23 protein-coding genes are annotated in these 25,064 nt (G+C 64.1%); 14 read left to right on the top strand and 9 right to left on the bottom strand.

What is annotated here, in order from left to right; all coding sequences use genetic code 11:
- Together DVS29_RS10895 and DVS29_RS10900 are read right to left on the bottom strand one after the other, a co-directional pair.
- Positions 1-393, bottom strand: a complete 393-nt coding sequence (locus DVS29_RS10895; RefSeq protein ID WP_118180470.1) for a VOC family protein — start codon at positions 391-393, stop codon at positions 1-3.
- Positions 390-1,340, bottom strand: coding sequence for a ketopantoate reductase family protein (locus DVS29_RS10900; RefSeq protein ID WP_118180579.1), 951 nt, complete (start codon positions 1,338-1,340; stop codon positions 390-392). Before DVS29_RS10900 ends, DVS29_RS10895 begins: the two co-directional genes overlap by 4 nt.
- A gap of 105 nt (positions 1,341-1,445) precedes the next feature.
- On the opposite strand from DVS29_RS10900, the gene DVS29_RS10905 reads away from it, so the two are divergent.
- The 4 genes from DVS29_RS10905 (at position 1,446) to DVS29_RS10925 (ending at position 5,132) form a co-directional block, all read left to right on the top strand.
- A complete protein-coding gene (locus DVS29_RS10905; protein WP_118180471.1) occupies positions 1,446-2,351 on the top strand; it encodes a LysR family transcriptional regulator in 906 nt (301 codons plus the stop codon).
- A gap of 218 nt (positions 2,352-2,569) precedes the next feature.
- Positions 2,570-3,319 (top strand): COG4705 family protein, encoded by a 750-nt coding sequence (locus DVS29_RS10915; RefSeq protein WP_205962431.1) that lies wholly within the window; start codon positions 2,570-2,572, stop codon positions 3,317-3,319.
- A 188-nt stretch (positions 3,320-3,507) separates the two neighbouring features.
- Entirely contained in the window at positions 3,508-4,116 is a 609-nt protein-coding gene (locus tag DVS29_RS10920) for an isochorismatase family protein (protein ID WP_205962432.1), read from the top strand.
- A gap of 119 nt (positions 4,117-4,235) precedes the next feature.
- Positions 4,236-5,132 (top strand): endo alpha-1,4 polygalactosaminidase, encoded by an 897-nt coding sequence (locus DVS29_RS10925; protein ID WP_118180474.1) that lies wholly within the window; start codon positions 4,236-4,238, stop codon positions 5,130-5,132.
- Between the two features lie 66 nt (positions 5,133-5,198).
- Here DVS29_RS10925 and DVS29_RS10930 read toward each other — a convergent pair whose 3' ends face one another.
- The gene (locus DVS29_RS10930) at positions 5,199-5,489 is read right to left on the bottom strand and encodes a hypothetical protein (RefSeq protein ID WP_118180475.1); all 291 of its coding nucleotides are present in this window, start codon (positions 5,487-5,489) and stop codon (positions 5,199-5,201) included.
- 271 nt (positions 5,490-5,760) lie between these two features.
- On the opposite strand from DVS29_RS10930, the gene DVS29_RS10935 reads away from it, so the two are divergent.
- The 5 genes from DVS29_RS10935 (at position 5,761) to DVS29_RS10955 (ending at position 11,173) form a co-directional block, all read left to right on the top strand.
- Positions 5,761-6,582, top strand: a complete 822-nt coding sequence (locus DVS29_RS10935; RefSeq protein WP_118180476.1) for a DeoR/GlpR family DNA-binding transcription regulator — start codon at positions 5,761-5,763, stop codon at positions 6,580-6,582.
- A 20-nt stretch (positions 6,583-6,602) separates the two neighbouring features.
- The gene (locus tag DVS29_RS10940; protein WP_118180477.1) at positions 6,603-7,589 is read left to right on the top strand and encodes a tagatose kinase; all 987 of its coding nucleotides are present in this window, start codon (positions 6,603-6,605) and stop codon (positions 7,587-7,589) included.
- The gene (locus DVS29_RS10945; RefSeq protein WP_118180478.1) at positions 7,582-8,865 is read left to right on the top strand and encodes a D-tagatose-bisphosphate aldolase, class II, non-catalytic subunit; all 1,284 of its coding nucleotides are present in this window, start codon (positions 7,582-7,584) and stop codon (positions 8,863-8,865) included. The genes DVS29_RS10940 and DVS29_RS10945 overlap by 8 nt, the downstream gene beginning before the upstream one ends.
- Before the next feature lie 104 nt (positions 8,866-8,969).
- Entirely contained in the window at positions 8,970-9,743 is a 774-nt protein-coding gene (locus DVS29_RS10950) for an L-iditol 2-dehydrogenase (RefSeq protein ID WP_118180479.1), read from the top strand.
- 95 nt (positions 9,744-9,838) lie between these two features.
- Positions 9,839-11,173, top strand: a complete 1,335-nt coding sequence (locus tag DVS29_RS10955; RefSeq protein ID WP_118180480.1) for an ABC transporter substrate-binding protein — start codon at positions 9,839-9,841, stop codon at positions 11,171-11,173.
- Between the two features lie 67 nt (positions 11,174-11,240).
- On the opposite strand, the gene DVS29_RS10960 is transcribed toward DVS29_RS10955, so the two are convergent.
- Complete coding sequence (locus DVS29_RS10960; RefSeq protein ID WP_118180481.1) at positions 11,241-12,413, bottom strand: alpha-hydroxy acid oxidase; 1,173 nt, start codon at positions 12,411-12,413, stop codon at positions 11,241-11,243.
- A gap of 83 nt (positions 12,414-12,496) precedes the next feature.
- On the opposite strand from DVS29_RS10960, the gene DVS29_RS10965 reads away from it, so the two are divergent.
- Positions 12,497-13,399 (top strand): IclR family transcriptional regulator, encoded by a 903-nt coding sequence (locus DVS29_RS10965; RefSeq protein ID WP_118180482.1) that lies wholly within the window; start codon positions 12,497-12,499, stop codon positions 13,397-13,399.
- A 25-nt stretch (positions 13,400-13,424) separates the two neighbouring features.
- On the opposite strand, the gene dapA is transcribed toward DVS29_RS10965, so the two are convergent.
- The 5 genes from dapA to DVS29_RS10990 form a co-directional block, all read right to left on the bottom strand.
- Positions 13,425-14,330, bottom strand: a complete 906-nt coding sequence (gene dapA / locus DVS29_RS10970) for a 4-hydroxy-tetrahydrodipicolinate synthase (protein ID WP_118180483.1) — start codon at positions 14,328-14,330, stop codon at positions 13,425-13,427.
- A 35-nt stretch (positions 14,331-14,365) separates the two neighbouring features.
- Positions 14,366-16,075 carry an ABC transporter permease subunit gene (locus tag DVS29_RS10975; RefSeq protein WP_240655550.1) on the bottom strand — a complete coding sequence of 570 codons (1,710 nt, stop codon included), beginning with the start codon at positions 16,073-16,075 and terminating at the stop codon, positions 14,366-14,368.
- Between the two features lie 96 nt (positions 16,076-16,171).
- A complete protein-coding gene (locus tag DVS29_RS10980; RefSeq protein WP_118180485.1) occupies positions 16,172-17,278 on the bottom strand; it encodes an ABC transporter ATP-binding protein in 1,107 nt (368 codons plus the stop codon).
- A gap of 76 nt (positions 17,279-17,354) precedes the next feature.
- Positions 17,355-18,455: an ABC transporter substrate-binding protein gene (locus tag DVS29_RS10985; protein ID WP_118180486.1), complete on the bottom strand. Its 1,101-nt coding sequence runs from the start codon at positions 18,453-18,455 to the stop codon at positions 17,355-17,357.
- Between the two features lie 85 nt (positions 18,456-18,540).
- Positions 18,541-19,968: an FAD-binding oxidoreductase gene (locus DVS29_RS10990; RefSeq protein WP_118180487.1), complete on the bottom strand. Its 1,428-nt coding sequence runs from the start codon at positions 19,966-19,968 to the stop codon at positions 18,541-18,543.
- A gap of 238 nt (positions 19,969-20,206) precedes the next feature.
- Between DVS29_RS10990 and DVS29_RS10995 the strand changes: the two genes are divergently transcribed.
- The 4 genes from DVS29_RS10995 (at position 20,207) to DVS29_RS11010 (ending at position 25,046) form a co-directional block, all read left to right on the top strand.
- Positions 20,207-21,094, top strand: coding sequence for a LysR family transcriptional regulator (locus tag DVS29_RS10995; RefSeq protein WP_164707894.1), 888 nt, complete (start codon positions 20,207-20,209; stop codon positions 21,092-21,094).
- Between the two features lie 218 nt (positions 21,095-21,312).
- Positions 21,313-22,341 carry a PDR/VanB family oxidoreductase gene (locus DVS29_RS11000; protein WP_118180489.1) on the top strand — a complete coding sequence of 343 codons (1,029 nt, stop codon included), beginning with the start codon at positions 21,313-21,315 and terminating at the stop codon, positions 22,339-22,341.
- Between the two features lie 45 nt (positions 22,342-22,386).
- Entirely contained in the window at positions 22,387-23,502 is a 1,116-nt protein-coding gene (locus DVS29_RS11005) for an aromatic ring-hydroxylating oxygenase subunit alpha (protein ID WP_118180490.1), read from the top strand.
- Positions 23,503-23,609: 107 nt separating this feature from the next.
- Positions 23,610-25,046 carry a TIGR00366 family protein gene (locus DVS29_RS11010; protein ID WP_240655542.1) on the top strand — a complete coding sequence of 479 codons (1,437 nt, stop codon included), beginning with the start codon at positions 23,610-23,612 and terminating at the stop codon, positions 25,044-25,046.
- The last annotated feature ends 18 nt before the right edge of the window (positions 25,047-25,064 follow it).

Below are 25,064 nucleotides of genomic sequence, written 5' to 3' on the forward strand. Positions count from 1 at the left end.
TCATGCCTCCGTGCGCGGATTGATCTTCAGCGCCTGTGCGACACACGACGCGGGCTTTGCCTGAATCAGCTCGATCGCGAGCCCATCCGGCAGACGCAGCCAGTTGGGCCCCTGCGGCATTTCGCGCACCCCGTACGCCTGCGCGGCGACAAGCGCTGCATCGAGGTCTTCACACATCACGCCCAGATGGGCGAGCCGGCCTTCTGGCTCGTCATGCTGCGGGGCATGGATGAACTGCAGACCGCCGAGGGTCCAGTACTGACGCGGCGCTTGCGGCGTGCCGTCGACTTCGCGCATGGTCATGCCGAGTACGTCTTCGAAAAAGCGGATGTGCCACTGGATGTCCTTCACCCAGATGGCGACATGTTCCAGATACGCTTGGGTGCCGTTCACGTCTTTGCCTCCATACGTTGGCGATCGCTCATTGCGCGTTCGATGCCCTTGATGCAGGCGACGAGCGTCGCGTTGACAGGCGTCGGCATCCCGAGCCGCTCGCCCCAGCGCACGACGGAGCCGTTGATGAAATCGATCTCCGTCGCCAAGCCTTTTTCGAGGCTTTGCAACATCGATGTCCTGAATGATGAGGGCAGACCTTCCGCGGCGAGCGTCCAGGCTTCTTCGGGTGCGGCGATCGACAGTGTGACGCCCGCCGCCTTTGCCGCCGCCATCGCTTCGCTCACGGCCGCGAGCGCGGTTGCCTTGAGCAGCGGCTCGTCGTACAGCTGTCCGTAAGTGAGGCTCGTGATGCCTGTCAGCGCGCCCGTGGCGACGTTGATGAGCAGCTTGTCCCACATCGTGCCGACGATGTTGTCGCTGACCGTCGTGAGTAGTCCCGCACTGTTGAATGCATCGGCAATCGCTAGCGCGCGCGACGTGATGCGGCCGTCGAGTTCGCCGATGTACGTCGCTTTGCCCTTTACGCCGGACTCGATATGGCCCGGCCCGCGCAGCACGCCGCCCACATAGGTTTTGCCTGCCAGCACGCGCTCGCGGCCGACGACATCGGCGAGCACGTCTTCGTGTCCGAGGCCGTTCTGCAGCGACAGCACCAGCGTTGTCTGCCCGACCAGGGCGAGCGCGCCGCGCATGGCCGCGGCGGTGTGGAACGACTTCACAAGCACGATCACGAGTTCAACGGCACCGATTTCAGCGGCTTGGGTCGCGGCACGCACCGTGACGCGCCGGGAACCGGCGGCATCGTCGACTTGCAGGCCATCGCGGCGCATCGCTTCGACGTGAATCGGCGAACTATCCAGCAGCCAGGTTTCGTGTCCGCCTTCCGTGAGTGCGGCGCCAATTGCGCAGCCCAGCGCGCCAGCACCCAGAATTGCAATCTTCATCGACATCTCCTTGACGGGTTGATGCACGATAAAAGTTGCCGTTCATGCTGACAATGCAATGGCTACAATGGTGTCATTGCAATAGACAATAATGCTCGCCAGACCATGCTGCCGACCGATCTGCCCGACCTGAAGCTGCTTCAGCTCTTCGACCTTCTCTACGACACCCGCAACGTGACTCGCGTCGCGGAGCAACTCGGGCAGAGTCAACCGACGATCAGCATCTGGCTCGGACGTCTGCGCGAGTACCTGCAAGATCCGCTTTTCATTCGCACACCCGGCGGCATGGCGCCGACGCCTCAGGCCGACGCACTGATCGGGCCATGCCGGGAGATTCTCGAGTCGCTGCGTCGCTTCGCCGCGTGGGAGATTGCGTTCGATCCCGCGACTGCGCAGCGCCGCTTTCGCATCTGTATGACCGACGCGAGCCATATCACGCTGCTCCCGAGGCTGCTCGCGCATGTGCGTGCGCAGGCGCCGGGCATCCGGCTGGAGGCGGCGGGCATCGACGGCAACACCGAGCGCGCCCTGGAATCCGGGGAGGCGGATCTCGCTATCGGCTACGTGCCGTGGCTAAGCGGCGGCATCTACCAGCAGCAGCTTTATCAGCAGGATTGGGTGTGCCTGACCAATCGCCATCATCCCAGGGTGCGCGCGCGGCTTGGGGCGAAGCAATATCGGGCGGAAGGACATGTCGTCATCGAATCGGGTACGGGCGCGCAGCTGCTCGAACAGGCGCTGGCGCGCGAGCGCATCGAACGTGATGTCGTGCTGAAGTTGCCTGGTTTTCTGGGGCTGGGGACGATAGTCCAGACGACGGATCTGATCGCCACGTTGCCGCGTCACATCGGAGAAACGCTTGCGAAGACCAATGATCTCGCCGTCCACGCGTGTCCGGTTCCGGTGGAAGGTTTTGCCGTGCGGCAGCACTGGCATGCGCGGTACCACCACGAGGCGGGGAACCGCTGGGTGCGCGGCGTGGTGATGCAGTTGTTCGGCAGTTCGCGTTGAGCGTGACGCGTGCATCGCTGGATACGCGCGACTGGACTCGACGATGCAGCTTACGGAACGCATACGATGCGCCGGACGGCTTCTTAATCGTCTCTTAATCTTCGATTGGAGACAATCGCTGCACCTTACTTTTGCAACGATAGCGCCGATATTCGATGACATTCCCTAAACATGATCACCCCGGTAGCGGGCGCGCTTTGGGTTTCATGGCGGCTCCCGTGCTGTCCAAAGTGCCGCAAGTCACCCTTGCTTTCTGGGTCATCAAGATACTGACGACCGCGATGGGCGAGGCGACATCCGATTTCCTGGTCCACTGGAATCCGGCCTTCGGTGTTCTGCTCGCATTTCTCGGCTTTATCTTTGCCTTCGTGCTGCAATGGCGCCAGGAACGCTACATCGCCTGGATCTACTGGCTCCTCGTCGTCATGATCGCCATCGTCGGCACGATGGTAGCCGATGTCATGCACGCCGTCATCGGCGTGCCGTTCGACTATTCCACCCTGGGGTTCGCCATCGTCCTGGGCGGGGTCTTCCTGCTTTGGCATCGCTGCGAGGGCAGCCTTTCGATCGAACATATCACCACGCGCCGGCGCGAGCTTTTCTACTGGCTTACCGTCTGCGCGACCTTCGCGCTCGGTACTGCGGCGGGCGATATGACGGCGGCGACGCTGAAGCTGGGCTTCTTCATATCGGGCCTTCTGTTCCTCGTGCTTTTCCTGGCACCTGCCATCGGCTGGCGCTTTTTCGGCCTGAACAACATCTTTGCCTTCTGGTTCTCGTACATCATGACGCGGCCTCTGGGCGCATCCTTCGCGGACTGGGCCGGCAAGCCTGCCCGGATTGGCGGCCTGAATTTCGGCGACGGAACCGTAGGTCTGGCACTCGCGCTGTTGATCCTCGTATTCGTTGGCATCGGTGCGACAAGCGGCAAAAGCCTGGATGTGGACCCTACACAGAGCCAGACCTAAAACCTGTCCGGCGGGATCCGATTGCACCGGATGTCGTCGTGCTGCTTCCGAAACCTTCACCCGGTACAATCTGCCGCTTACGCGGCACGTTCGAGCGTTCGAACCATCGCCGACGCACCGTAGCTGGACCTATCTCACGCAGCTATTCCGGAGCTCCCATGCAAAGCGTTCGAAACGTGTTGTGTGCAGTGGTGCTGGGCTTGATCGTTGGCAGCACGGCCCAGGCCGACATCGTCGAATCCTGGAAGTCGGTGCCGATGCCTCCGCCGCCGGCGCTGAAGACGGTCACCGTGACCGATCCCGCGCATACCGCGCTATTGCTGCTCGATTTCGATGTCAGTACCTGCAACGAGAAGGAACGGCCCACGTGTGCCGCTTCATTGCCGCATGTCGCCGATCTGCTGGGAAAATCGCGGCGCGCGAATCTGATGACTGTCTACAGCCTGACCAGCACGGGCACACTGGCGGCGGTGCCACCCGTCATCGCGGCGAAAGGCGACGAGAAGGTTGTGCAGTCCGGCGTGGACAAGTTCTTCAATACCGATCTCGAAGCGGCTTTGAAAGCCAAAGGCATTCAAACGGTGATCGTGACCGGCACGATGGCGCACGGCGCGGTGCTGTACACCGCGAGCGAGGCAGCGTTGCGCGGCTTCAAGGTCATCGTGCCGGTTGATGGCATGTCGAGTAAAGATCCGTTCGGCGAGCTCTCGGCCGCCTGGGTCCTTGTCAACGCACCGGCCAGCGTGAGCAAAAACGTCACGCTGACCCGTTCCAGCATGATCAGGTTTCCGGACTAGGCCGGCTACCTCATCCGAATACAGATCAGTCTTCGTGGCTAATCGCCGGTTTGCTACGCGAGCGTCTCTGGTACTTTCCTGTTTCGATGTTTGTCAGCTTAGCCACAGGAAAAAAATCAATGCGAATCGCAAGGTTCTGGATTGCCATGGGGGCCGCCGTGGCCGTGCTGTCCGGTTGCGGTGGAGGAAGTGGAGGCGATGGTAGCGATGGCAGTGGAGATGGAACGACATCCACAACTGCAACTGGATCGTCTTCGACAACCGCGACAGCCTCGACAACCTCGGCTGCCCAATGGGTCCCGGCGCAAAGCGATACGTGGCAATGGCAGCTGAGCGGCACGATCGATACGGCCTACGCGGTGCAGGTCTACGACATCGATCTCTTCGATGCGCCGCAATCGACCATCGCCAGCCTGCAGGCGCAAGGGCGCAAAGTGGTCTGCTACTTCTCCGCCGGCAGCGCGGAAAACTGGCGGCCCGATTATGCGAAGTTCCTTGCCTCGGATCTGGGCAACGCGTTGAGCGGATGGACCGGCGAGCGCTGGGTCGATACCCGCTCCACCAACGTGCGCAACATCATGGCGGCTCGTCTCGACCTTGCGGTTAGCAAGGGCTGCAACGGCGTCGAACCCGACAATGTCGACGGCTACACCAACAATCCGGGATTTCCGCTAACCAGTTCGACGCAGGCCGACTTCAACCAGTTCATCGCGAACGCCGCACATACGCGTGGGTTGGCCGTCGCATTGAAAAACGATATCGAGCAGATCGACACGCTTGGAGCGAGCTTCGACTTCGCGATCAACGAGCAGTGTCACGAAATGGGCGAATGCAGCGCCTACAACGCTTTCCTGGCTTCAGGCAAAGCGGTGTTCAACGCCGAATATGCGTCGGCTTATGTGCAGAACACGGGTGGGGCGCGCGACTCGCTGTGTCAAACGGCGCGAGCCGCGCATATGCGCACGTTGGTCTTGCCGCTAGCGCTCGACGACAGTTTCCGCTTCAGTTGCGATTGACGGGCAACGGCGCGAGCGGAGGGAGAGGGGGCCAGGCGGCCCTTGTTCCCTTTCAGTGCAGCCCTTTCAGTGCAGCGTAGGTTGCTCGCTGCCGTCGGACAACAGTTCGTCGATGAGGCTGGTCGTAACGCGCAGATGGTGCTTGAGCGATGCGTGTGCCGCGTCCGCGGCGGCCGCATCGCCACGCGCGACCGCGCTATGGGTTTGCGTCGCGAGGCGCATGACCGATTCCGATGCGAGTTGCAGCTGGCGCATCGTCTCTGCGTCGCCGGCGGGTGCCGGGCGGTTCCATTCGGACGAACCTGCGATGTCCGGGTCAAATTCGAGCGTACGGTTCTTTGCGTGACGGGACGACATGTTCTGGATCTCCTCGCTCGATGATGTGACGCCAGTGTGAGCCGGCCGGTCAATTTTCAATGGGTCGAATAGACGGTGGATTGGGGGCCAATCCCTTCACCCAGCGGCCCTCGCACCCCGGCGCTGGCCCGCTTCTCCACGCCTGCCAGTTTCGCCGCGAAAACATCATACGAACAACAGCGGGTAAACACCTGGCTCGACGGCCTTTGCGCTTCTTTCGTTTCGAAACTAAAATCTTTCGAAACAAAAGTGCATTTTCGAGTTCGGAGCCATGCTGGCAAACAAGAGTTCCCTGAAGCGACGGTTGCAGATCGTCGAACTGGTTCGAAAGCGTGGCGAGGTTTCGGTGGAGGAACTGAGCCAGGCGTTCGACGTATCGAGCGTCACGATCCGCACGGACCTGACCTATCTGGAGGAGCAGCGATACCTGATCCGATCGTTCGGGAAGGCACGCTATCTCGCGCAGAAGCCGGGCGACAACGTCCTCGTTCCGACGGCGGACGGTGCGGCCCGCAAAGCCTCGGAGACGGCGATCGCAAGACTTGCCGCGGAAGCCGTCGACGATCACGAGTCGGTGATGATGGGCGCCGGTGAAGTCGTGCACAAGATCATCCCGTTTCTCTCGGACTGTTCGAACCTGGCTTTGCTGGTGCAGGACGTCGCGATGGCGCAGACCGCGCAACGCTTTCTGCAGTGCGAACTTCTTTTGACTGGCGGTCAGCTCGAACCGAGCGCGACGGCCATGACCGGGCCCGATGCGGAGGCATCGGTGACGCGTCGATCGATCGATCTGTGTTTTCTCGAGGCATCTGGACTGGATCGCGACGGCAATCTGCTGTGCGCGGACCCGGCCGTGGCGCGCGTGTTCCAGGTCGCTCGCCAGACGGCGACGCGGACGGTGGTTGTCGCGTATCAGCCGCAGTTGAACGAGCGGGACGGAGAAGTCTTCGCGAAACTCGCGGAGGTTGACGCGCTGCTGATTGATGACGGAATCGATCCTCCGACGATGGAACTGATGCCGGCGAGAGGACTTGAACTGCACCGGCGCGAGAGCGGAATTCTCGAGTACCGCAGGTTGAAGAAGTCGCGATAGAAGCGAAGGACACATGCGTGATGGCACACACTGAACTGCACAAGGCCGGCAACGCCGGCTATATCCTGACGATGGGCGAAATTCTCGTCGAGATCATGGCGACCGACCGCGGGCAGTCGTTCCGCAAGCCCGGAACGCTGATTGGCCCGTATGCAAGCGGCGCGCCGGCGATCTTCATCGACCAGGTCGCGAAGGTTGGAAGCCGTTGTTCGATGATCGGCTGCGTGGGAGACGACGATTTCGGCGCGCTTAATGTGGAGCGCTTGCGCGCGGACGGCGTCGATGTCTCCGGCATTGCCGTCATCAAGAGCGCGACTACCGGCAGCGCATTCGTCACGTACCGCGAAGATGGCGACCGGGACTTCATCTACAACATCGCCAACAGCGCGTCGGGACATCTTTCGGTCGGCAACATCCGGGACGATCTGCTCAAGGCATGCCGGCATTTTCATGTGATGGGCTCCTCGCTGTTCTCGTTCCGGATCATCGAGGCGATGAAAAAGATCATCGAGACCGTCAAGGGACATGGCGGCACCGTGAGCTTCGATCCGAACATCCGCAAGGAGATGTTACGGATTCCTGAGATGCGCGAGGCACTCGATTTCATTCTCGACTACACGGATGTTTTCCTGCCGAGCGGCCATGAAGTGATGTTGCTGGCCAACGCCAGCAGCGAGCAGGGCGCAATCGACGAGCTGCTCAAACGCGGCGTGCGCGAAGTCGTGATCAAACGCGGCAAGGATGGCTGCAGCTACTACGATGTGGCTACCACGATCGACCTGCCGGCGTTGCCGGTCGACGAGGTCGATCCCACCGGCGCCGGCGACTGCTTCGGCGGAACCTACATCGCCTGCCGGTCCCAGGGCTTCGGTGTGGAGAAGGCGTTGACCTACGCATGCGCGGCGGGTGCCCGGGCGGTCACGTTCCGCGGTCCGATGGAGGGTACCGCGACGCTGGCGCAACTGGACGAGTTCATCGCGCGTTCAGCGGAGCGCTCTCATGGCTAACGTGGTGACACGTCTCACCGGAGACGAGGAAGCAGGACGAACGCTCCGCGGCATCTACTCGATCTGCTCCGCGCATCCGTGGGTCCTTGCCGCGGCGATGGCTCAGGCGCTCGACGACGGCACGCCGCTGCTCGTCGAGTCGACGTCGAACCAGGTCGACCAGTTCGGCGGCTACACCGGGATGCGGCCGGACGACTTCGTGCGATTCGTCCATCTGATTGCCGATCGCGTGGGGTTGCCGCGTTCAAGGCTGATTCTTGGCGGCGATCATCTCGGCCCTAACGCGTGGCGCAGTCTCCCGGCGGAGGAAGCGATGCAACGCGCCGAGGCGCTGATCGACGCCTACGTGTCGGCGGGATTCACGAAGATTCACCTCGATACCAGCATGAGCTGCGCGGACGATGCAACGCGCCTTTCCGACGACGTGGTGGCGGAAAGAGCGTCGCGCCTGTGCGCGATCGCGGAAGCGGCCGCGGATCGCGAGGGGCTCACCGCGCGACCCGTTTATGTGATCGGTACCGAGGTGCCGGTGCCGGGCGGCGCCGCGGAAGAACTGGCTACCGTGGAAGTCACGAGTCCGGACGCCGCGGAAGACACGGTGGCCGTGCACCAGAGCGCGTGGCGCGCGCGAGGCCTCAGCGACGCGTGGCACCGGGTGATCGCGCTCGTCGTTCAGCCGGGCGTGGAGTTCGATCATACGAAGGTGGTCGACTACAAGCCCGAGCTGGCCGCGAACCTGTCCGGGGTGCTTGAAACAACAGCGGGCCTGGTTTTCGAAGCGCACTCTACCGACTATCAAACGCCCGAAGCGCTCAGCGCACTCGTGCGCGATGGCTTTTCGATTCTGAAGGTGGGGCCCGGCGTGACCTTTGCGTTGCGCGAGGCGCTGTATGCGCTGTCCGATATCGAAGCAGAGTTGTTCCCGGCGCACAGACGGGCGAATCTGCCGGAACTCGTCGAGCGCGTGATGCTGTCGAAACCTGGCAACTGGGAAAAGTACTATCACGGCGACGACGAGCACAAACGACTGCTCAGAACGTACAGCTACAGCGACCGCATCCGGTACTACTGGGCGGACCCGGAAATCGACGCCGCTGCGCAAAAGCTGATCGGCAATCTCAGCGGAGTCCAGATCCCGGACAACCTGCTGAGCCGCTATCTGCCGGAACAGTACTGGCAAGTCAGACGTGGACGAATCGACGCATCGCCGATGAACCTGATCCAGGCCAGGGTGCGCGATGTGATTCGGACATACGCAGCGGCCTGCGCGGCATAGAAATCGAATTTAGCAGCGGGATCGATGTACCCATATAAAACAGTACTACTGATTAAAAAATCGAAATCACCGATCCGAAACACTTCATCTGAGGAGAGTACGCGATGCAACTGAAAGACAAGGTCGCCATCGTCACGGGCGGTGGCGCCGGCATTGGCGAGGCGGTGGTTCGCCGGTATCTGCTGGAAGGCGCCAAAGTCGTCGTGGTGGATGTGAAAGCGAAGTCCGAGCTCGAATCGACGTACGCCGATGCGGACAAGGACCGTTTGCTTCTGCTTCAGTCGGACATCACGAAACGCGAGAGCATCGACGAGGTTGTCAGATCGACCGTTGATCGTTTCGGCCGCGTCGACATCCTGTTCAACAACGCTGCGATCTTCGATATGCGGCCGCTGCTCGAAGAATCGTGGGACATCTTCGATCGCGTGTTCGCGGTCAATGTGAAGGGGCTGTTCTTCCTGATGCAGCGGGTGGCGCGACAGATGATCGAGCAGGGCGGCGGCAAGATCGTCAACATGTCGTCCCAGGCCGGTCGCCGCGGCGAAGCGCTGGTGTCGCACTACTGCGCGAGCAAGGCGGCCGTCATCAGCTATACCCAGTCCGCGGCACTCGCGCTGGCTCCGCACCACATCAACGTGAACGCGATCGCGCCGGGCGTCATCGATACGCCGATGTGGAAGGACGTCGATGCGCTCTTCGCGCGCTACGAGCATCGCCCGATCGGCGAGAAGAAGCGCCTCGTCGGCGAGGCCGTTCCGCTCGGACGCATGGGTCGACCGGATGAACTGACAGGCGCGGCGGTTTTCCTCGCTTCAGCCGACGCCGACTACATCACCGCGCAGACGCTCAATGTGGACGGCGGCAACTGGATGAGCTGACGAAGCTGGAAATACCTCGCTTCGTGACAGGTCTGCGCGAAGCGATGGTCGAAGACGCCAGGCCAATCAAAGCTAACGAACCACCGGAGACAGACATGAAACCCAAAGCCGCTTCGCGCCGGACAGTGTTACGCCGCGCAATCTTTGCAGGGGCGACCCTCTTCGCTGCCCAACTGGCAGGCGCAGCGACGTTGACGATCGCGACGCTGAACAATCCCGACATGCTTGAATTAAAGAAACTGTCGGCGAACTTCGAGAAGGCGAACCCGGACATCAAGCTCAACTGGGTGATCCTTGAAGAGAACGTGCTGCGCCAGCGCGCCACCACCGACATCACCACCAACAGCGGACAGTTCGACGTGGTCGCGATCGGCACCTACGAGGCGCCGCAATGGGGCAAACGCGGCTGGCTGGCGCCGATGAACAACCTGCCGGCGGACTACGATCTCGACGACGTCGTAAAGACGGCGCGCGACGGTCTGTCGTCGAACGGTCAACTGTGGGCGCTGCCGTTCTACGTCGAAAGCTCGATGACGTTCTACCGGAAAGATCTGTTCGCGGCGAAGGGGCTGACGATGCCGGACCAGCCTACCTACGACCAGATCAAGGAGTTCGCGGACAAGCTGACGGACAAGAGCAAGGAGACCTATGGCATCTGTCTGCGCGGCAAGGCCGGCTGGGGCGAGAACATGGCCTACGTGTCGACGCTCGTGAATACGTTCGGCGGCCGGTGGTTCGACGAAAACTGGAAGGCGCAGATCGACACGCCGGAGTGGAACAAGGCCATCACGTTCTACTCCGATCTGCTCAAGAAGGATGGGCCTCCGGGCGCCAGCTCGAACGGCTTCAACGAAAACCTGACGCTCACGGCATCGGGCAAATGCGCGATGTGGATCGACGCAACGGTTGCGGCCGGCATGCTCTACAACAAGGCGCAGTCTCAGGTGGCGGACAAGATCGGCTTTGCGGCGGCGCCAGTCGCGGTGACACCGAAGGGCTCGCACTGGCTGTGGTCGTGGTCGTTCGCGATTCCGAAGACGTCGCGCTCGCAGGACGCGGCGAAGAAATTCGCGGAGTGGGCGACGTCGAAGCAGTACATCGAACTCGTCGCGAAAGACGAGGGCTGGGCGTCGGTGCCGCCGGGCACGCGCAAATCGACCTACGCGAATCCGGAATACAAGCAGGCAGCCCCGTTCGGCGACTTCGTGCTGAAGGCGATCGAGACGGCGAACCCGAACGATTCGACGCTGAAGAAGGTGCCGTACACAGGCGTCCAGTTTGTCGGGATTCCTGAATTCCAGTCGTTCGGAACGGTCGTGGGGCAGGCGATTGCTGGCGTCGTGGCGGGACAGACGGATGTGGGAAGTGCGCTGAAAGCGGCGAACGCCGCGGCGGATCGTGCAGTCCGTCAGGCGGGTTACCAGAAGTAAGCCGGGGGACGCTGGAATGCGGCGCGCGCCAACAACGAGTCTGCGCGCGCCGCGCTTCCCGACGTCACTAGTCCCGCACAATCGTTCCAGCAAACTCGACGCAATGCCGGCCAAGCTGTGCAACCTGCACACAGCCCAACAGTTGCTGCGTGGTGCGCAGTTCCTTCAGCAGAATCTCGAGCACATGCGACGCGCCATGCAGCCCGCGCGCGGCGACGCCATACAGCGGTGCCCGTCCGAGCAGCACGCCGCTCGCGCCCAGCGCAATCGCCTTCGCGACATGCGCGCCGCGCCGCACGCCGCCGTCGATGAACACCGCGAGCGCATCGCCCACTTCGTCCATCATCGCATCTATCACCATCGGCAGCAGTTCGAGCGGTGCGAACGCGCCATCGAGCTGACGGCCGCCATGATTCGACACGACGATGCCGTCCGCGCCGTGCTCGCGCGCGAGCCGCGCATCGTCGACCGTCTGGATGCCCTTGACGATCACCGGGCCGCGCCAGTGCCGGCGAATCCAGTCGAGATCGCGCCAGCCGAGCGTGAGGTCCATCTGCCGGCTCAGCATCGCGGCATGGCGATTCAGGTTCGCGCGTTCGCCGACGCTGCGCGCGAGATTCTTTAGTTGCGGCGAGCCGTGTCGCACCATCTGCCACGTCCAGCCCGGATGGCGCACGCAATCCGCGACGAGCCGGCCCGACAGGCGCAGCGGCAGCTTGAAGCCGTTGCGCACGTCGTGATCGCGGTTGCCGTGCACCGGCGTGTCGACGGTCAGCATCAGCGTCGAGAAACCGGCGTCGCTCGCGCGCCGCATCATGTCCTCGGCGATCGCGCGGTTCTGCTGCACGTAGAGCTGCAGCCAGAGATCGCCGTGAGGTGCGGCGGCGCGCACGTCTTCCAGCAACGACGTCGACGCGGTGGACAGCGCGAACGGCAATCCCGCCGCAGCGGCAGCCTGTGCGAGCAGTTCATCGGCATGCGGCCAGAACAGTCCGTTGAGTCCGGTCGGCCCGACGACCATCGGCGCGGCCGCGGTGCGTCCGAACAGCGTCGTCGCGGTCGAACACTCCGATACGTCGGTCATCACGCGCGGCCGGAAACACCACGCGCCCCACGCGTCGCGATTGCGCTTCAGCGTGAGGCCATCTTCGGCGCCGCCCTCCAGATAATCGAACGCGAGCCGCGACAGACGGCAGCGCGCCGCGCTTCGATAATCGTCGACGGACGCAGGCGTCGTCATCGCTCCTCCATGCGGCCGCTCGCGCCGCGTTGATTGCATTACAATCGATCCGTTCGCAGTCCAATATCGATCGATCTCACACGATGCCGAAAAGCACGTCCCGTCCGGCCAGCGAAGCGGCGCCCAGAACGCGCGCCAAACCGGGCGCACAATCCAGCATCAAGCCGGGCGCGAATTTAGTCGCTAAATCGAGCGCAAAGCTGCGCGAGGAACGCTCGACGCTGTTCATCGGCTCCACCGAAAAAACCTTCCAGGTGCTGCACGCGTTCGACGGACCCAACCGTCACATGACGCTCGTCGACATCGCGCGCGCGGCGCAGCTCGATCGCAGCGCAACGCAGCGCGTCGTGCACACGCTCGAAGCGCTTGGCTACCTGGTCCGGGTGCCCGATACGCGCGCGTACGGGCTCACCACCAAGGTCCTGCAGTTTTCCTACAACTACATCCGCGCGAACGAACTCGTCGACAAGGCCTCGCCGTACCTGCTCGACATGAGCCGCCATCTGGGCGAAACCGCGAACCTGCTCGAACTCGACGGCCACGAGATCGTGTTCGTCGCGCGCTTTCCGGGGCGTCATCTCGTCAACATCGACATCGTGGTGGGCGCGCGTCTGCCGGCCATGTTCACCGCCGCAGGCATCGCGATCCTGTCGCGCCTGCCGGAGCCGCACGTAAAGCAGATCCTCGCGCAGACCCGGCTCGATCCGATCACGCACTACACCGAAACGCATCCCGATAAGCTGCTCGAACGCATTCGCGCGGTGTCGCGGCGCGGCTATGCGGTGATCGAGAACGAGACCGTGCTCGGCGACATCTCGGTTGCCGCGCCGATTACCGATCACGGCGGCACCGCGGTCGCCGCCATCAACATCGCGGTGCCGACGTCGCGCTGGACGGTGGAGCGCGTCGAGGCGGAGCTCGCGAAGCACGTGCAGGTAGCGGCGACCTCGATCTCGAAGTCGCGGCTATCGGGTTTCCGGCGCTAGGCTTCGATCACACGTATCGCGCACATCAAGCGCCGCGTTCATGCAGCGCAAGCTGCTTTTCGAGCTCTGCGCGCAGTTGCTCGACGAGCGTCGAATCCGGCTGCACGAGCGGCGCGAGCATCACTGGCGCATGCACGCCGATCAGATCCAGCACCGCCTTCATCGGCCCCGGATTCGTCTCCGCGAAGGCCATGTTGAGCAGCGGAATCAGCGAGCGGTGCAGCGCGAGCGCTTCTTCAGTCTTGCCCTGTGACGCGAGCGTATGGATCGCGCGCCATGCGGTGGGCAGCAAGGTCGCCGTCACGACGATGCCGCCACGCGCACCGGCCGCGACGTGCAGTGGAAACAGCGTGTCTTCGCCGCTCAGCATCGAGAACGAATCGTCGACGGCGGAGACGGTGCGCAGGAAATGCCACATGTCGGTGTTGCACGCCTTCATGCCGATGATGCGTTCGTGCCGCGACAGCTCCGCGAGCACCTCCGGCGCGATCGCGATGCGCGTGCGATACGGAATCTCGTAGATCAGGATCGGCAGCGGCGATTCGTCCGCGTAGCGCAGGTAGTAGTCGCGAATGCCGGCCTGAGTCGGATTCGTGTAGTAGGGCGTCAGCACCAGCAAACCGTCCACGCCTGCCGCCGCGAAATCGCGCGCGGCCTGCATCGCATCGTGATAGCCGGGGTCGAGCACGCCCGCGATCACCGGCACGCGGCCTTCTGCTTCGCGCGCGGTGATCTCGGCCATCCGGATGCGCTCCGCGCGCGACAGCGCGCCATATTCGCCGGTGCCGCCGAGCGGCACCACGCCGTCGATGCCCTGCTTCAGCAGATAGCGCAGCAACGCGCGCGCGGCTTCGGCATCGACCGTATCGTCCGCGTGCACGGGAGTCGGAATCGCGGGCAGGATGCCTTGCAGTTGTCGGGAGGAAAGCATGAAGGAGTCTCTCGAGTAAGGTTCAGGATCGGAATTCAGGAGGCGAGGCTGCGCCGCCGCAGGCGGTCCGCAACCGTGATCAGGATGGCGATGAAGACGAACAGGCAGGTCGACACCGCGGCAATCACCGGCGAGATCTGCATCGTGATCTCGTCCCAGAACTGCTTCGGCAAGGTCGTGCTCAGGCCGCCCGACGTGAAGAGCGCGATCGTCAGTTCATCGAACGATGTCGCGAACGCGAACAGGAACGACGACAGCAGCCCGGCCGCGAGCAGCGGGAACGTGACGCGCCGCAACGCGACCGCGGGGCGCGCGCCGAGGCTGTACGCGGCGAGATCGAGGCGTGTGTCGTAGTTGCGCAGCACGGCCATCGTCGTGATCACCACGTACGGCACCGCGACCACGGTATGCGCGAGCATCAGCCCGAGCGACGAACCCACCAGCCCGATCTTCGCGTAGAAATAGAACACGCCCACCGCGAAGATCATGCGCGGCACGATCAGCGGCGCCAGCACGAAGCCGAGCATCGCTGACTTGCCGCGCAGGTCGCCGCGCACCAGCAGGAATGCAACCGGCGTGCCGATCAGCATCGACAGCAGGCCCGTGCCGATGCCGACCAGCATCGAGCGAGTAACCGCCTGCATCCACAACGGCGAAGCGAGCACCTGCTGGTACCACTGCAGCGACACGCCATGCGGCGGCCATGCGAGCCCCGACGCCGAATCGAACGACAGCGGAATCATCAGGAAGGCCGGCGCGCTCAGGAACACCAGCAACAGCAGCACGACGAGACGCAGCACGAGGCCTGGCTGATCGCCCGCGCGGCGACGGCGCTTCGGCAGGATGCGGAGCAGCAGATCGGTGGCGTGGCCGAGCGCGGTGAGCACCGCGGCGCCCGCCTTGCGGCCGAAGCCGAGACGCTGTGGCCGGCTCGCGGAAGGCGCGCCGCCCGCCATCGTCGAGAGGCCGACGAAGCGGTCGTAGATCACGAACACGACCAGCACGACAGCGAGCAGCAGCACCGAGATCGCGCCGGCGAAACCCCAGTTCAGCGCCTGCATCACCTGATCGATGATGAGTTGCGTAATCATCGTCTGATGGCGGCCGCCCAGCAGTGCCGGCGTAATGAAGAAGCCGATCGCCGTGACGAACACCATCAATGCGCCCGCCGCGACGCCGGGCAGCGACAGCGGGAAATACACCTTCCAGAACACGGTGCCGGGACGCGCGCCGAGCGTCGCCGCCGCGGCGGGCAGACGGCGGTCGATGTTTTCCATCACCGATAGCATGGTCAGCACAGCCATCGGCATCAACGCGTGCACCATGCCGACGATCACCGCGGGAAAGTTGTACAGCAGGTCGAGCGGCCGGTCGATGATGCCCAGATGCAGCAGCACCCAGTTGATCACGCCAGTGCGTCCCAGCAGCACGACCCAGCCGAACGTCCGCACGAGAAAGCTGGTCCAGAACGACAGCAGCACCCAGAACAGCAGCCGGTTCTTGCGCTCGCGCGGCAACATCGAAATGAGCCACGCGATCGGGTAGCCGGTGAGCACGGAGAAGCACGTCGTCCAGAACGACACCTTCAGCGTGATCAGCAGCACGTCCACATACACCGGCGACGCGAAGAGCCGCCGGTATTCGGCAAACGTCAGCCCGTGGCTGTCGTGCACGCTCAACAGCAGCAACTGCCCGACCGGAAAGACGAGCATCACCGCGAGCAGGATCAGCAGCGGCGCACACATCAGCGCGGCGCGCAGGCGGCGGTTCCGGCGCGCGCGGTGCGCGGGCCGCGATGCGGGCTCGGACGTAGGCGCGGCGAGGGTCACGGGATTCATCGCTTACTCCGCGATCGCGACCGCGTCGCCGGGCTGCCAGGACACGCCGAGCGTCTGGCCGATCTCGTAACGCGCGCCCGACGGGCTGGTCGGGAACGCCGCGACAAGCGGCGGCGCGTCGGGCAGCTGCGGCTTCAGATAGAGACGCGTCATGCTGCCGCTCACCATGATGTCGGCGAGCTTCGCTGGCAGCGCGCTGTTGCCTGCGTCGCCGTTGCCTGCGTGTTCGTGCGTGGCGTGGATCCTCAGGTTCTGCGGGCGCAGCATCAGCTTCACGTTGCCGCCATGACGGATCGCCGGGTCGTAGGCCATTGCCTGCGCGTGTCCGACGCCAGCAAGGTTCACGCGCACCGCGTCGCCGTCGCGCGCGGTCACGATCGCATCCAGCAGATTCGATTCGCCGAGAAAGTCCGCGACGAACACGCTCTTCGGCCGGAAGTACAGCTCGTCCGGCGTGCCGAGTTGCGCGATCGAACCGGCGTTCATCAGGCAGATGCGATCCGACATCGTCATCGCTTCTTCCTGGTCGTGCGTCACGTAGACGATCGTCGTGCCGAGCTCGCGATGGATGCGCTTGATCTCGAGCTGCATGTGATCGCGCAGCTTCTTGTCGAGCGCGCCGAGCGGCTCGTCCATCAGGATGATCGACGGCCGGTACACCATGCAGCGCGCGAGCGCGATGCGCTGCTGCTGGCCGCCCGAGAGTTCGCGCGGAAAGCGCTCCGCGACGTGCGGCAGATGCACCATCTCCAGCGCGTCCATCACCTTGGCGCGGGCGTTTTTCGCATCGGTGCCGCGCATCTGCAGCGGAAACGCGATGTTCTCGGCCACGGTCATGTGCGGAAACAGCGCGTAGTTCTGGAACACCATGCCGATGTCGCGCTCGTACGGCGCGCCGTACGTCACGTCCTCGCCGTTGATGCGGATCTGCCCCGCGTCCGGCTCGGCGAGGCCCGCGATCAGGCTCAGGAGCGTCGTCTTGCCGGAGCCGCTCGGGCCGAGCAAGGTGAGGAACTCGCCGTGCGCGACGTCGAGATCGGTCGGCGCGAGCGCGACGAATTCGCCGTAGCGCTTGCACAGGCCGGTGATCTGAAGGTTCGAGGCGGGCATGACGATCGGCTCCCGGTGAATCGAGAAACGGTACGGACAACGAAGCAACGGCGGAACATCGGCGACACGCAAAAGATCAGGTCAGCACCCAGCGGTTGAAGCGATCGAGCGCGACGCTCTGGTTCTGCTGCCAGTACTTCGCGTCGATGTGCAGGCCGGTCTTGATGTTCTCAGGGAACGTCGGGCAGTTTTTCGCGACGTCCGGCTTCACGTAGCTGAAAGCGTCCGGCTGCGTGAGCCCGGCCGGGAAGTACTGGACGAGCGACGCCTGCCGCTTCGGATCGCTCGCGAACTTGATGAACTCGCGGCATGCGTCCGCGTTCGGCGTGCCCTTCAGGATCGACCAGTTGTCCACGCCCCAGATATTCTGGTTCCACACAATCGCGACGGGCGCGCCGTTCGCGATCGCGGACTGCGGGCGCGACACCCACGTCGCGACCATGTCGACTTCGCCCGAGCCGAGCATCTGCTCGACCTGCGCGCCGGAGGTCCACCACACGTCGACGTGTTTCGCGATCTTGTCGAGACTCGCGAACGCACGGTCGAAGTTGCACGGATACACCTGCGAGGTCGGCACGCCGTCCGCCATCAGCGATTCCTCGACCGTGTCGAACGGATACTTGCGCAGCGCGCGGCGGCCCGGGAAATCCTTCACGTTCCAGAAGTCGGCCCACGACGCCGGCGCCTTGCGGCCCTTGAACGCATCGGTGCGATAGGCGAGCACGGTGGTGTACACGTTGGTGCCGACGCCGAACGGCGACATGTACTGCTGCGGAATCTTCGCGATCGTCGGATCGGCTTCGAGGCCGTGACGTTCGAGGTACTCCTTGCCGCCCGTCGTCAGCAGCAGGATCGCGGGCTGACTGATCTTCGCCATGTCCCACGTGTAGCTGCCGGCCTCGACCATGCTTTTGATCTGCGCGGTAGGCTCCGCGTTCGCCTGCACGCCGACCACTTCGATGCCGGTCTTCTCGGTGAACGGGCGGTAGAACACCGCGTCGTACGCCTTCGTGTAGATGCCGCCGTCGTCGCGCACGACGATGCGCTTGCTGGCCGCGCGCCCGGAGGTCCAGACGAACGGAAACGCGAGGGCCGCGGTGCCGGCGACGACCGTCTTGACGGCGGTTCGGCGGCCCGGCTTCTCAGGCAGGCTGCTGGCGGGAGAGGTCAGCTTCATCATGGACTCCGTGGTGACGGCAACGGGCGTTGCCACGTTTGTTGGAATGGACCCTGGGTGAGCAGGCTGCACGGCACCAGCTGCGCTACGGCAGCAGCCGGCCTGGATTCAGGAGGTTGCGCGGGTCGAGCGCCTGCTTGATCGTGCGCATCAGCGCGAGCTCCGCGTCGGATTTGTAGTGCGCCATTTCCGCGAGGCCGGTCTGACCGACGCCATGCTCGGCGCTGAACGTCCCGCCCAGACGATGTGCGACGTCGTTCACCTGCCTGCGCATGCGCGCGCCCATTTCCGCGGGGTTCGCGAGCGCATGCCACGCATCGAACGTGAAGAGCGGAATGAAGTGCACGTTGCCGTCGCCCATGTGCCCAACGATCACGATGTCGACGTCAGGCACGAGTTCGCGCACGGCGCGTGTCGCTTCGTCGATGAACTGAGGCACGGCGGACACCGGCACCGCGCAGTCGGTCGTCAGGCCGACGCCCGCTTTCATGTTCGCTTCGGTCACGCTGTGACGGACTTCCCAGAACGCGGCGCGCTGCGCGTCGCTGGTCGCGAGCGTGGCGTCGGCAAGCAGGCCCGCTTCCGCCGCGCGCTCCAGCGTCTGCTGCAGCTGCTCGGCCATGCTCGCGCTGCCGCGCGTGTCGGCGAGCTCGACGAGCACGTGCCACGCGTGTTTGCCTTCCAGCGGATAGCGGCGGCCCGGCACGTGCTCGATCACGAGATCGAGCTGGCGACGGTTCATCAGCTCGTAGGCGGACAGGCGCGAACCGCATTCCGCCTGGAACATGCCGAGAATTTGTAGTGCTGCCGCCGGATCGGTGGGCGCGAACCATGCGAGCGCGTGATGCGTCGGCAGCGGATGCAGTTTCAGCGTGACCGCGGTGACGATGCCGAGCGTGCCTTCCGCGCCGATGAACAGCTGCTTGAGATCGATGCCCGTGTTGTCCTTGCGCAATGCGCGCAGGCCGTTCCAGATGGTGCCGTCCGCGAGCACGACCTCGAGCCCGAGCACGTTGTCGCGCGTGTTGCCGTAGCGCAGCACGCTGGTGCCGCCCGCGTTGGTGGACAGCGTGCCGCCGATCTGGCACGAGCCTTCCGCGCCGAGGCTGACAGGGTAGAGCCGCTGCACGGCAGCCGCGGCGTCCTGCACGGCCTTTAGTACACAGCCAGCTTCGACTTCCATCGAACCGTTCTGCGCATCGACCCGGCGGATCGCGCGCATCCGCATCAGGTTGACGATCACGGGCATCGCACGACCGGCCGCCGGCACGGCGCCGGCGCAGAGGCTGGTGTTGCCGCCCTGCGGCAGGATCGGCACGCCGGCAGCCGCGCAGAGGCGCACGACGGCGGCGACTTCGGCGGTGGACTTCGGCTTCGCGACGCACAGCGCGCCGGACTTGAAGCGGCGCCGGAAGTCTTCGATGAAGCCATCCAGTCCGGCCGCGTCGGTGATCACCGCGTCCTCGCCTAGCTCAGCCTGCAGACGCGCAATCAGTGTCGCCCCATCGTCCATGTGCCGGTCCTCGTTTCGTTGTGGCCGTTGCGGCCAACCAAGGTGAACCAAGCATAGGCGTAGAAAAATCGCATGGAAATAGATTTAATTGCATTGCGATTAAATTATGCGCGGCGTTCCTGTGTGCCTTCTGGGGCCGAGCTTTCCGCTGCTCAGGGGTTTCCAGTGGAGACGCTGCGACGGGCGCTCTCTACACTCGCTGTACGCGGAGCCGAAGACTTCGCACTGTGGAGACGGCATGACGCTTCAGCAACTGGAGACCTTTTTCTGGACGGTCACGCTCGGGAGTTTTTCGGCGGCGGCCGAGCGGCTGTATGCGACGCAGTCGGCGGTATCGATGCGGGTGCGGGAGCTCGAACGCACGCTGGGCGTCGAACTGTTCGACCGCAGCCATCGCGCGGTTCGCCTCACGCCGAAAGGCCGCGAACTGATGGACTACGCGGGCCGTATCCTCGATCTGTCGACCGAGCTCGAGCATCGCGTCGGTGCGTCGGACGCGGTATCGGGCACCGTTCGGTTCGGCGTTGCGGAGGTGGTCACCACCACCTGGCTGCCGCGATTGATCGCGGTGATCGCGGAGCGCTATCCGAACGTGCGGCTCGAAATCGAGGAGGCGCTCACCGCCGAACTGATGACGAGCCTGCACGCGGCGGAACTCGAACTCGTGCTCGCGCCGGGTCACACGCGCACGCCGGCGCTCTCCACGCTGTCGCTCGGCAGCGTCGACTTTCAGTGGATGGCGAGCCCGTCGCTCGGTCTCGACGCGCACGCGTACACACCTGGGGAACTCGCCGCGTATCCGATCATCGGCATGAAGCCGGCGTCGTTCCACTACTCCGCGATCGAAGACTGGTTTCTCCGTGACCATGTCCGTTGCCGCTATCTGGCGCGCTGCAAAAGCATCGCGGTTGCGGCCTCGATGACGATGGCCGGCATGGGCGTGTCGTATCTGCCGGTGCGCGGCTACACGCAGGAAATCGCGCAACAGAAGCTCGCGATCGTGAACGTCGATCGTCCGCTCGCGTCCGTCGAATTCATTGCCGCGTGTCCCGCGGGCCATTCGTATTCGCTCGCGCGCGTGATCGCCGAACTGGCGCAGGAAGTCAGCGATTTCGATCCGGTCTAGCGATGGGCTCGCCGGGCGCGGTTCGCTTATCGCGATCCTCCTTCAACCGCTGCGCGACATTGCTGCGGTGCGTGACGTCACTTCAAGAAAGTTGATGCTTCGACGCGTAAATTACTCGTTTGAGTTCATGTGACCACCCGTCTATTCTGGTTTTCACAGTAACGGCAAGCGCTTGAGCGCACCTCGACGACCGTTGCGAAGAGCACTGGAGACAGACGATGGAAGCAGTCCTCACGCGGGACGAGGCTGTCGCTCGCCCTGAGCGCGCGGCCCCCCGGAAAATCGAAGCGCGCGTGAAGTCGATTACGTCGCTCGCCGAGGACATCAACGCGTTCGAATTCGTCAGCGCCGACGGCAGCGAACTGCCTTCCTTTACCGCGGGCTCGCACATCGACGTGCATCTGCCGGGCGGCACGATCCGCCAATACTCGCTGTGCAATCCGTCGACGGAACGACACCGCTACGTGGTCGCGGTGCTGCGCGACGCGAACGGCCGCGGCGGCTCGATCGCGATGCACGACGAACTGCACGCCGGCCAGTGCGTGACGATCTCGACGCCGCGCAACCACTTCGAACTGTCGCGCGACGCGGAGCGGCATGTGTTCATCGCCGGCGGCATCGGCATCACACCGATCGTCGCGATGATCGACGACGTGCAGCGTCGCGGCGAAGCGTTCCACCTGTTCTACTGCGCGCGGACGCGGCAGCGCACTGCGTTTCTCGATGCGCTCGAACCGCTGGTCGACGCCGGCGACGTGTCCGTGCATTTCGACGGCGGCGATCCGCGCAACGGTCTCGACCTCGCTGAAACGCTCGGGCACCACACGCCGGGCACCCATCTCTATTACTGCGGTCCGGGCGGCCTGATGGACGCGATCGAAACCGCGAGCGCGCACTGGCCCGAAGGTACGCGTCATTGCGAACGCTTTTCGGCGGCCGGCACGCCGGTGCGCAACGACGACGATCGCGCCGCACAGGAGCCGGACGCGCCGTTCGAAGTCGAGCTGCGCCGCTCGCGGCAGACGTTCGCCGTGCAGCCGGGCGAATCGATCGTCGACGTGCTGCGCGGTCATGGCGTGGAAGTGGACACCTCGTGCTGCGAAGGCTATTGCGGCACGTGCATGACGCGTTATCTCGAAGGCGAGCCGCTGCACCGCGATAGCGTGCTCGATGCGGAAGATCGCGAGGAGTTCGTGATGATCTGCTGCGCGCGCTCGAAGAGCCCGACGCTCGTGCTGGACCTTTGAAGTTTGAGCTTTGACCTTTGACCTGTTACGGAGAGGATCGCCGACATGAGTACGTTCGAATACGTGAAGGACTGCTGGTACCCGATCGGTTTTTCGTCGGAGTTCGCGCGAGGCGAGCTGCAAGGTCACAAGATCGTCGATCGGCCGGTGGTGATGTGGCGATCGAACGAAGGCGAGGTCGTCGCGTTCGACGATCGCTGCTGCCACAAGCGCTTTCCGTTGTCGCAAAGCAAGCTGCTCGACGATGGCCGGCTGGAGTGCGCGTACCACGGGCTGTGCTACGACACGTCGGGGCAGTGCGTCGCGATTCCATCGGCGCCCGACAAAGCGATTCCGCCGCAGGCGCGTCTGAGCGCGATTCCGGTGCGCGAGCAGGACGGCGTGGTGTGGATCTGGCCGGGCAATCCGGCGGCCGCGCGTCATGTCGATCCGCCGCGCACGCCGGAAATCAGCGATCCGGACAACCTGTCGATCGGCGCGCCCGAACCGCTGCACGTGCCGGCGAACTATCTGCTGCTGATCGAAAACCTGCTCGACATCACGCACTTCTATCCGCTGCACGACGGCAATATCGGCGACAAGGAAAACAGCCGTATTCCAGTCGAACTGGAAGAGGGCGAGAGCGAAGGCCATACGTTCGTGCGGACCACGCGTCACGTGCACGGCTATCGTCAGCCGCCGTATCTGAAGGAATGGTTCCTGTACGACAGCGTCGAGCGCATCCACACGCATTGCATGGTGAGCCCGGGACTCACGCGGGTCGTGATGCGCGTTGCGCCGGAGGGTGAGCTCGGCACCGAAGCCGAACGCGGCTACACGCTGCTGCATCTGCATCTGCCGGTCGATGCACGCAATCTCGTGTGGCGCTGGAACGTGTCCTGCAAGAACTGGCACACGACCTTGAGCGACCCGTCGATGCCGACCGCCCGCAAGGTGGCCGAGATGTTCCCGGCGGTGGTCGCGCAGGACCAGTGGGCGCTCGAGCGTCAGCAGCAGATGATGGATTACCCGGACGACGGCTATGCCGAGCTTTTCCTGAAGACCGACAAGGCGTTGCGGCGCGCGCGCCAGATCCTGATGGGACAGCAGCGCAAGGAGCGCGAACTGCAGATCAAACCGGTCGCCGCAGGCACGGCGGCGAAGGAGTCCGCCATCGCTTGAGCGCATTCGCGCATTGCGGCCGCGCGCTCGCCAGTACGACGATCCGGATCGTAGCGACGCGCGGCTAGCCCACGACAAAACCGATCTTCAGGTTCAGGAGACAGATTGTGGAAACCCATGATACGTCGTCGTCGCTAGCCGTCCCGCAGCCGGGCGCTGCTTCCGCCGACGACAAATCGCTGCTGCAGCGCGCCGTGTCGTCATGCGTGTACGTGTTCGAGCGCGTGATGCCGGACCCGTTCGTGATCGTGATCCTGCTGACGGTGGTCGTCGCGCTCTGCGCGCTCGCCTTCGCGCCGAAGGGCACGCCCGAGGTGATCCTGTCCGGCTGGTACAAGGGCATCTTCGGCATCTTCACGTTCGCGTTCCAGATGGTGCTGGTGCTCGTCACAGGCTATGCGCTCGCGAGTGCGCCCGTCATCAAGGCGGGGCTGCGTGCCGTGAGCCGGCTCGCGGTCGGACCGTGTTCGGCGGTGGTGCTGGTGTTCGTGGTCGGCGCGATCGCGACGTTCCTGAACTGGGGCTTCGGTCTCGTCGTCGGGGCCTTGCTGTCGAAGCAGGTCGCGCGAAAGGTGCGCGTCGATTTCGCGTGGCTGGTCGCGGCCGCGTACAGCTCGTGGGTGCTGTGGGCGTTCACCGGCATGTCGAGTTCGATCGCGCTGTCGATCGCGTCGGCGGGCAATCCGCTGAACATCGTCGAGCAGCACACGCACGCGATCGTGCCGCTGTCGCATACGGTGTTCGCCACGTGGAATCTGCTCGCGGGCGCGGTCGCAATGATCCTGATTCCGGCGGTGTTCGTGCTGATGCGTCCCGCCGCCAAGGACGTGATCGCGGCCAATGCCGATCTGCTTGAGGCGGAAGAGGCTGCGGCGGATGCCGGCGACGACGCGCGCAGCCACACGTTCGCCGGCGCGCTCGAACGCTCGCATCTGTGCGCGCTGGTGTTCGTCGTCGCCGGCGCCGCGTACCTCGCGACGCACTGGATGCGGCAGGGCGTGAGCCTCGACATCAATACGGTGATCTTCATCTTCCTGCTGGCGGGCTTGTGTTTGCACGGCACGTCGCGCCGCTACGTGAACGCGGTGACCGAGGCGGCCAAGGTGACGGGCCCGATGCTGCTGCAATACCCGTTCTACGGCGGAATCATGGGCATCATGGGTGCGACGGGTCTCGCGGAAGTCGTCGCGCACGCGTACATCCACGTCGCGTCGGGCACCACGCTGCCGTTCCTCAGCTATCTGGCCTCCGGCCTGATCACGCTGTTCATCCCGAGCGGCGGCGGCCATTGGGCGGTGCAGGGCCCGTTCACGATTCCGGCCGCGATGCATCTCGGCGCGTCGCTGCCGGGCACGTCGATGGCGATCGCGGCCGGCGAAATGGCGGGCAGCCTGCTGCAGCCGTTCTGGGCGATTCCGGTGGTCGCGATTGCGGGCGTCGGCGTGCAGCGTGTGCTCGGCTTCACGCTGGTGATCTTTCTGACGGCGGGCTCGTTCCTCGGCCTCGTCTATCTGCTGATCGTGCCGGCGTTCGCCGGACTCTGATCTTCTCTCCACGCATGG

This window comes from Paraburkholderia phosphatilytica (genome assembly GCF_003443895.1).
Classification (GTDB): domain Bacteria; phylum Pseudomonadota; class Gammaproteobacteria; order Burkholderiales; family Burkholderiaceae; genus Paraburkholderia; species Paraburkholderia phosphatilytica.

What these genes read in the sequence shown, in the direction of transcription:
- DVS29_RS10900 (WP_118180579.1), bottom strand. Translation starts at nt 1,340, where the DNA reads ATGAAGATTGCAATTCTGGGTGCTGGCGCGCTGGGCTGCGCAATTGGC.
- DVS29_RS10905 (WP_118180471.1), top strand. Translation starts at nt 1,446, where the DNA reads ATGCTGCCGACCGATCTGCCCGACCTGAAGCTGCTTCAGCTCTTCGAC.
- DVS29_RS10925 (WP_118180474.1), top strand. Translation starts at nt 4,236, where the DNA reads ATGCGAATCGCAAGGTTCTGGATTGCCATGGGGGCCGCCGTGGCCGTG.
- DVS29_RS10930 (WP_118180475.1), bottom strand. Translation starts at nt 5,489, where the DNA reads ATGTCGTCCCGTCACGCAAAGAACCGTACGCTCGAATTTGACCCGGAC.
- DVS29_RS10935 (WP_118180476.1), top strand. Translation starts at nt 5,761, where the DNA reads ATGCTGGCAAACAAGAGTTCCCTGAAGCGACGGTTGCAGATCGTCGAA.
- DVS29_RS10940 (WP_118180477.1), top strand. Translation starts at nt 6,603, where the DNA reads ATGGCACACACTGAACTGCACAAGGCCGGCAACGCCGGCTATATCCTG.
- DVS29_RS10945 (WP_118180478.1), top strand. Translation starts at nt 7,582, where the DNA reads ATGGCTAACGTGGTGACACGTCTCACCGGAGACGAGGAAGCAGGACGA.
- DVS29_RS10950 (WP_118180479.1), top strand. Translation starts at nt 8,970, where the DNA reads ATGCAACTGAAAGACAAGGTCGCCATCGTCACGGGCGGTGGCGCCGGC.
- DVS29_RS10955 (WP_118180480.1), top strand. Translation starts at nt 9,839, where the DNA reads ATGAAACCCAAAGCCGCTTCGCGCCGGACAGTGTTACGCCGCGCAATC.
- DVS29_RS10960 (WP_118180481.1), bottom strand. Translation starts at nt 12,413, where the DNA reads ATGACGACGCCTGCGTCCGTCGACGATTATCGAAGCGCGGCGCGCTGC.
- DVS29_RS10965 (WP_118180482.1), top strand. Translation starts at nt 12,497, where the DNA reads ATGCCGAAAAGCACGTCCCGTCCGGCCAGCGAAGCGGCGCCCAGAACG.
- dapA (WP_118180483.1), bottom strand. Translation starts at nt 14,330, where the DNA reads ATGCTTTCCTCCCGACAACTGCAAGGCATCCTGCCCGCGATTCCGACT.
- DVS29_RS10975 (WP_240655550.1), bottom strand. Translation starts at nt 16,075, where the DNA reads ATGTGTGCGCCGCTGCTGATCCTGCTCGCGGTGATGCTCGTCTTTCCG.
- DVS29_RS10980 (WP_118180485.1), bottom strand. Translation starts at nt 17,278, where the DNA reads ATGCCCGCCTCGAACCTTCAGATCACCGGCCTGTGCAAGCGCTACGGC.
- DVS29_RS10985 (WP_118180486.1), bottom strand. Translation starts at nt 18,455, where the DNA reads ATGAAGCTGACCTCTCCCGCCAGCAGCCTGCCTGAGAAGCCGGGCCGC.
- DVS29_RS10990 (WP_118180487.1), bottom strand. Translation starts at nt 19,968, where the DNA reads ATGGACGATGGGGCGACACTGATTGCGCGTCTGCAGGCTGAGCTAGGC.
- DVS29_RS10995 (WP_164707894.1), top strand. Translation starts at nt 20,207, where the DNA reads ATGACGCTTCAGCAACTGGAGACCTTTTTCTGGACGGTCACGCTCGGG.
- DVS29_RS11000 (WP_118180489.1), top strand. Translation starts at nt 21,313, where the DNA reads ATGGAAGCAGTCCTCACGCGGGACGAGGCTGTCGCTCGCCCTGAGCGC.
- DVS29_RS11005 (WP_118180490.1), top strand. Translation starts at nt 22,387, where the DNA reads ATGAGTACGTTCGAATACGTGAAGGACTGCTGGTACCCGATCGGTTTT.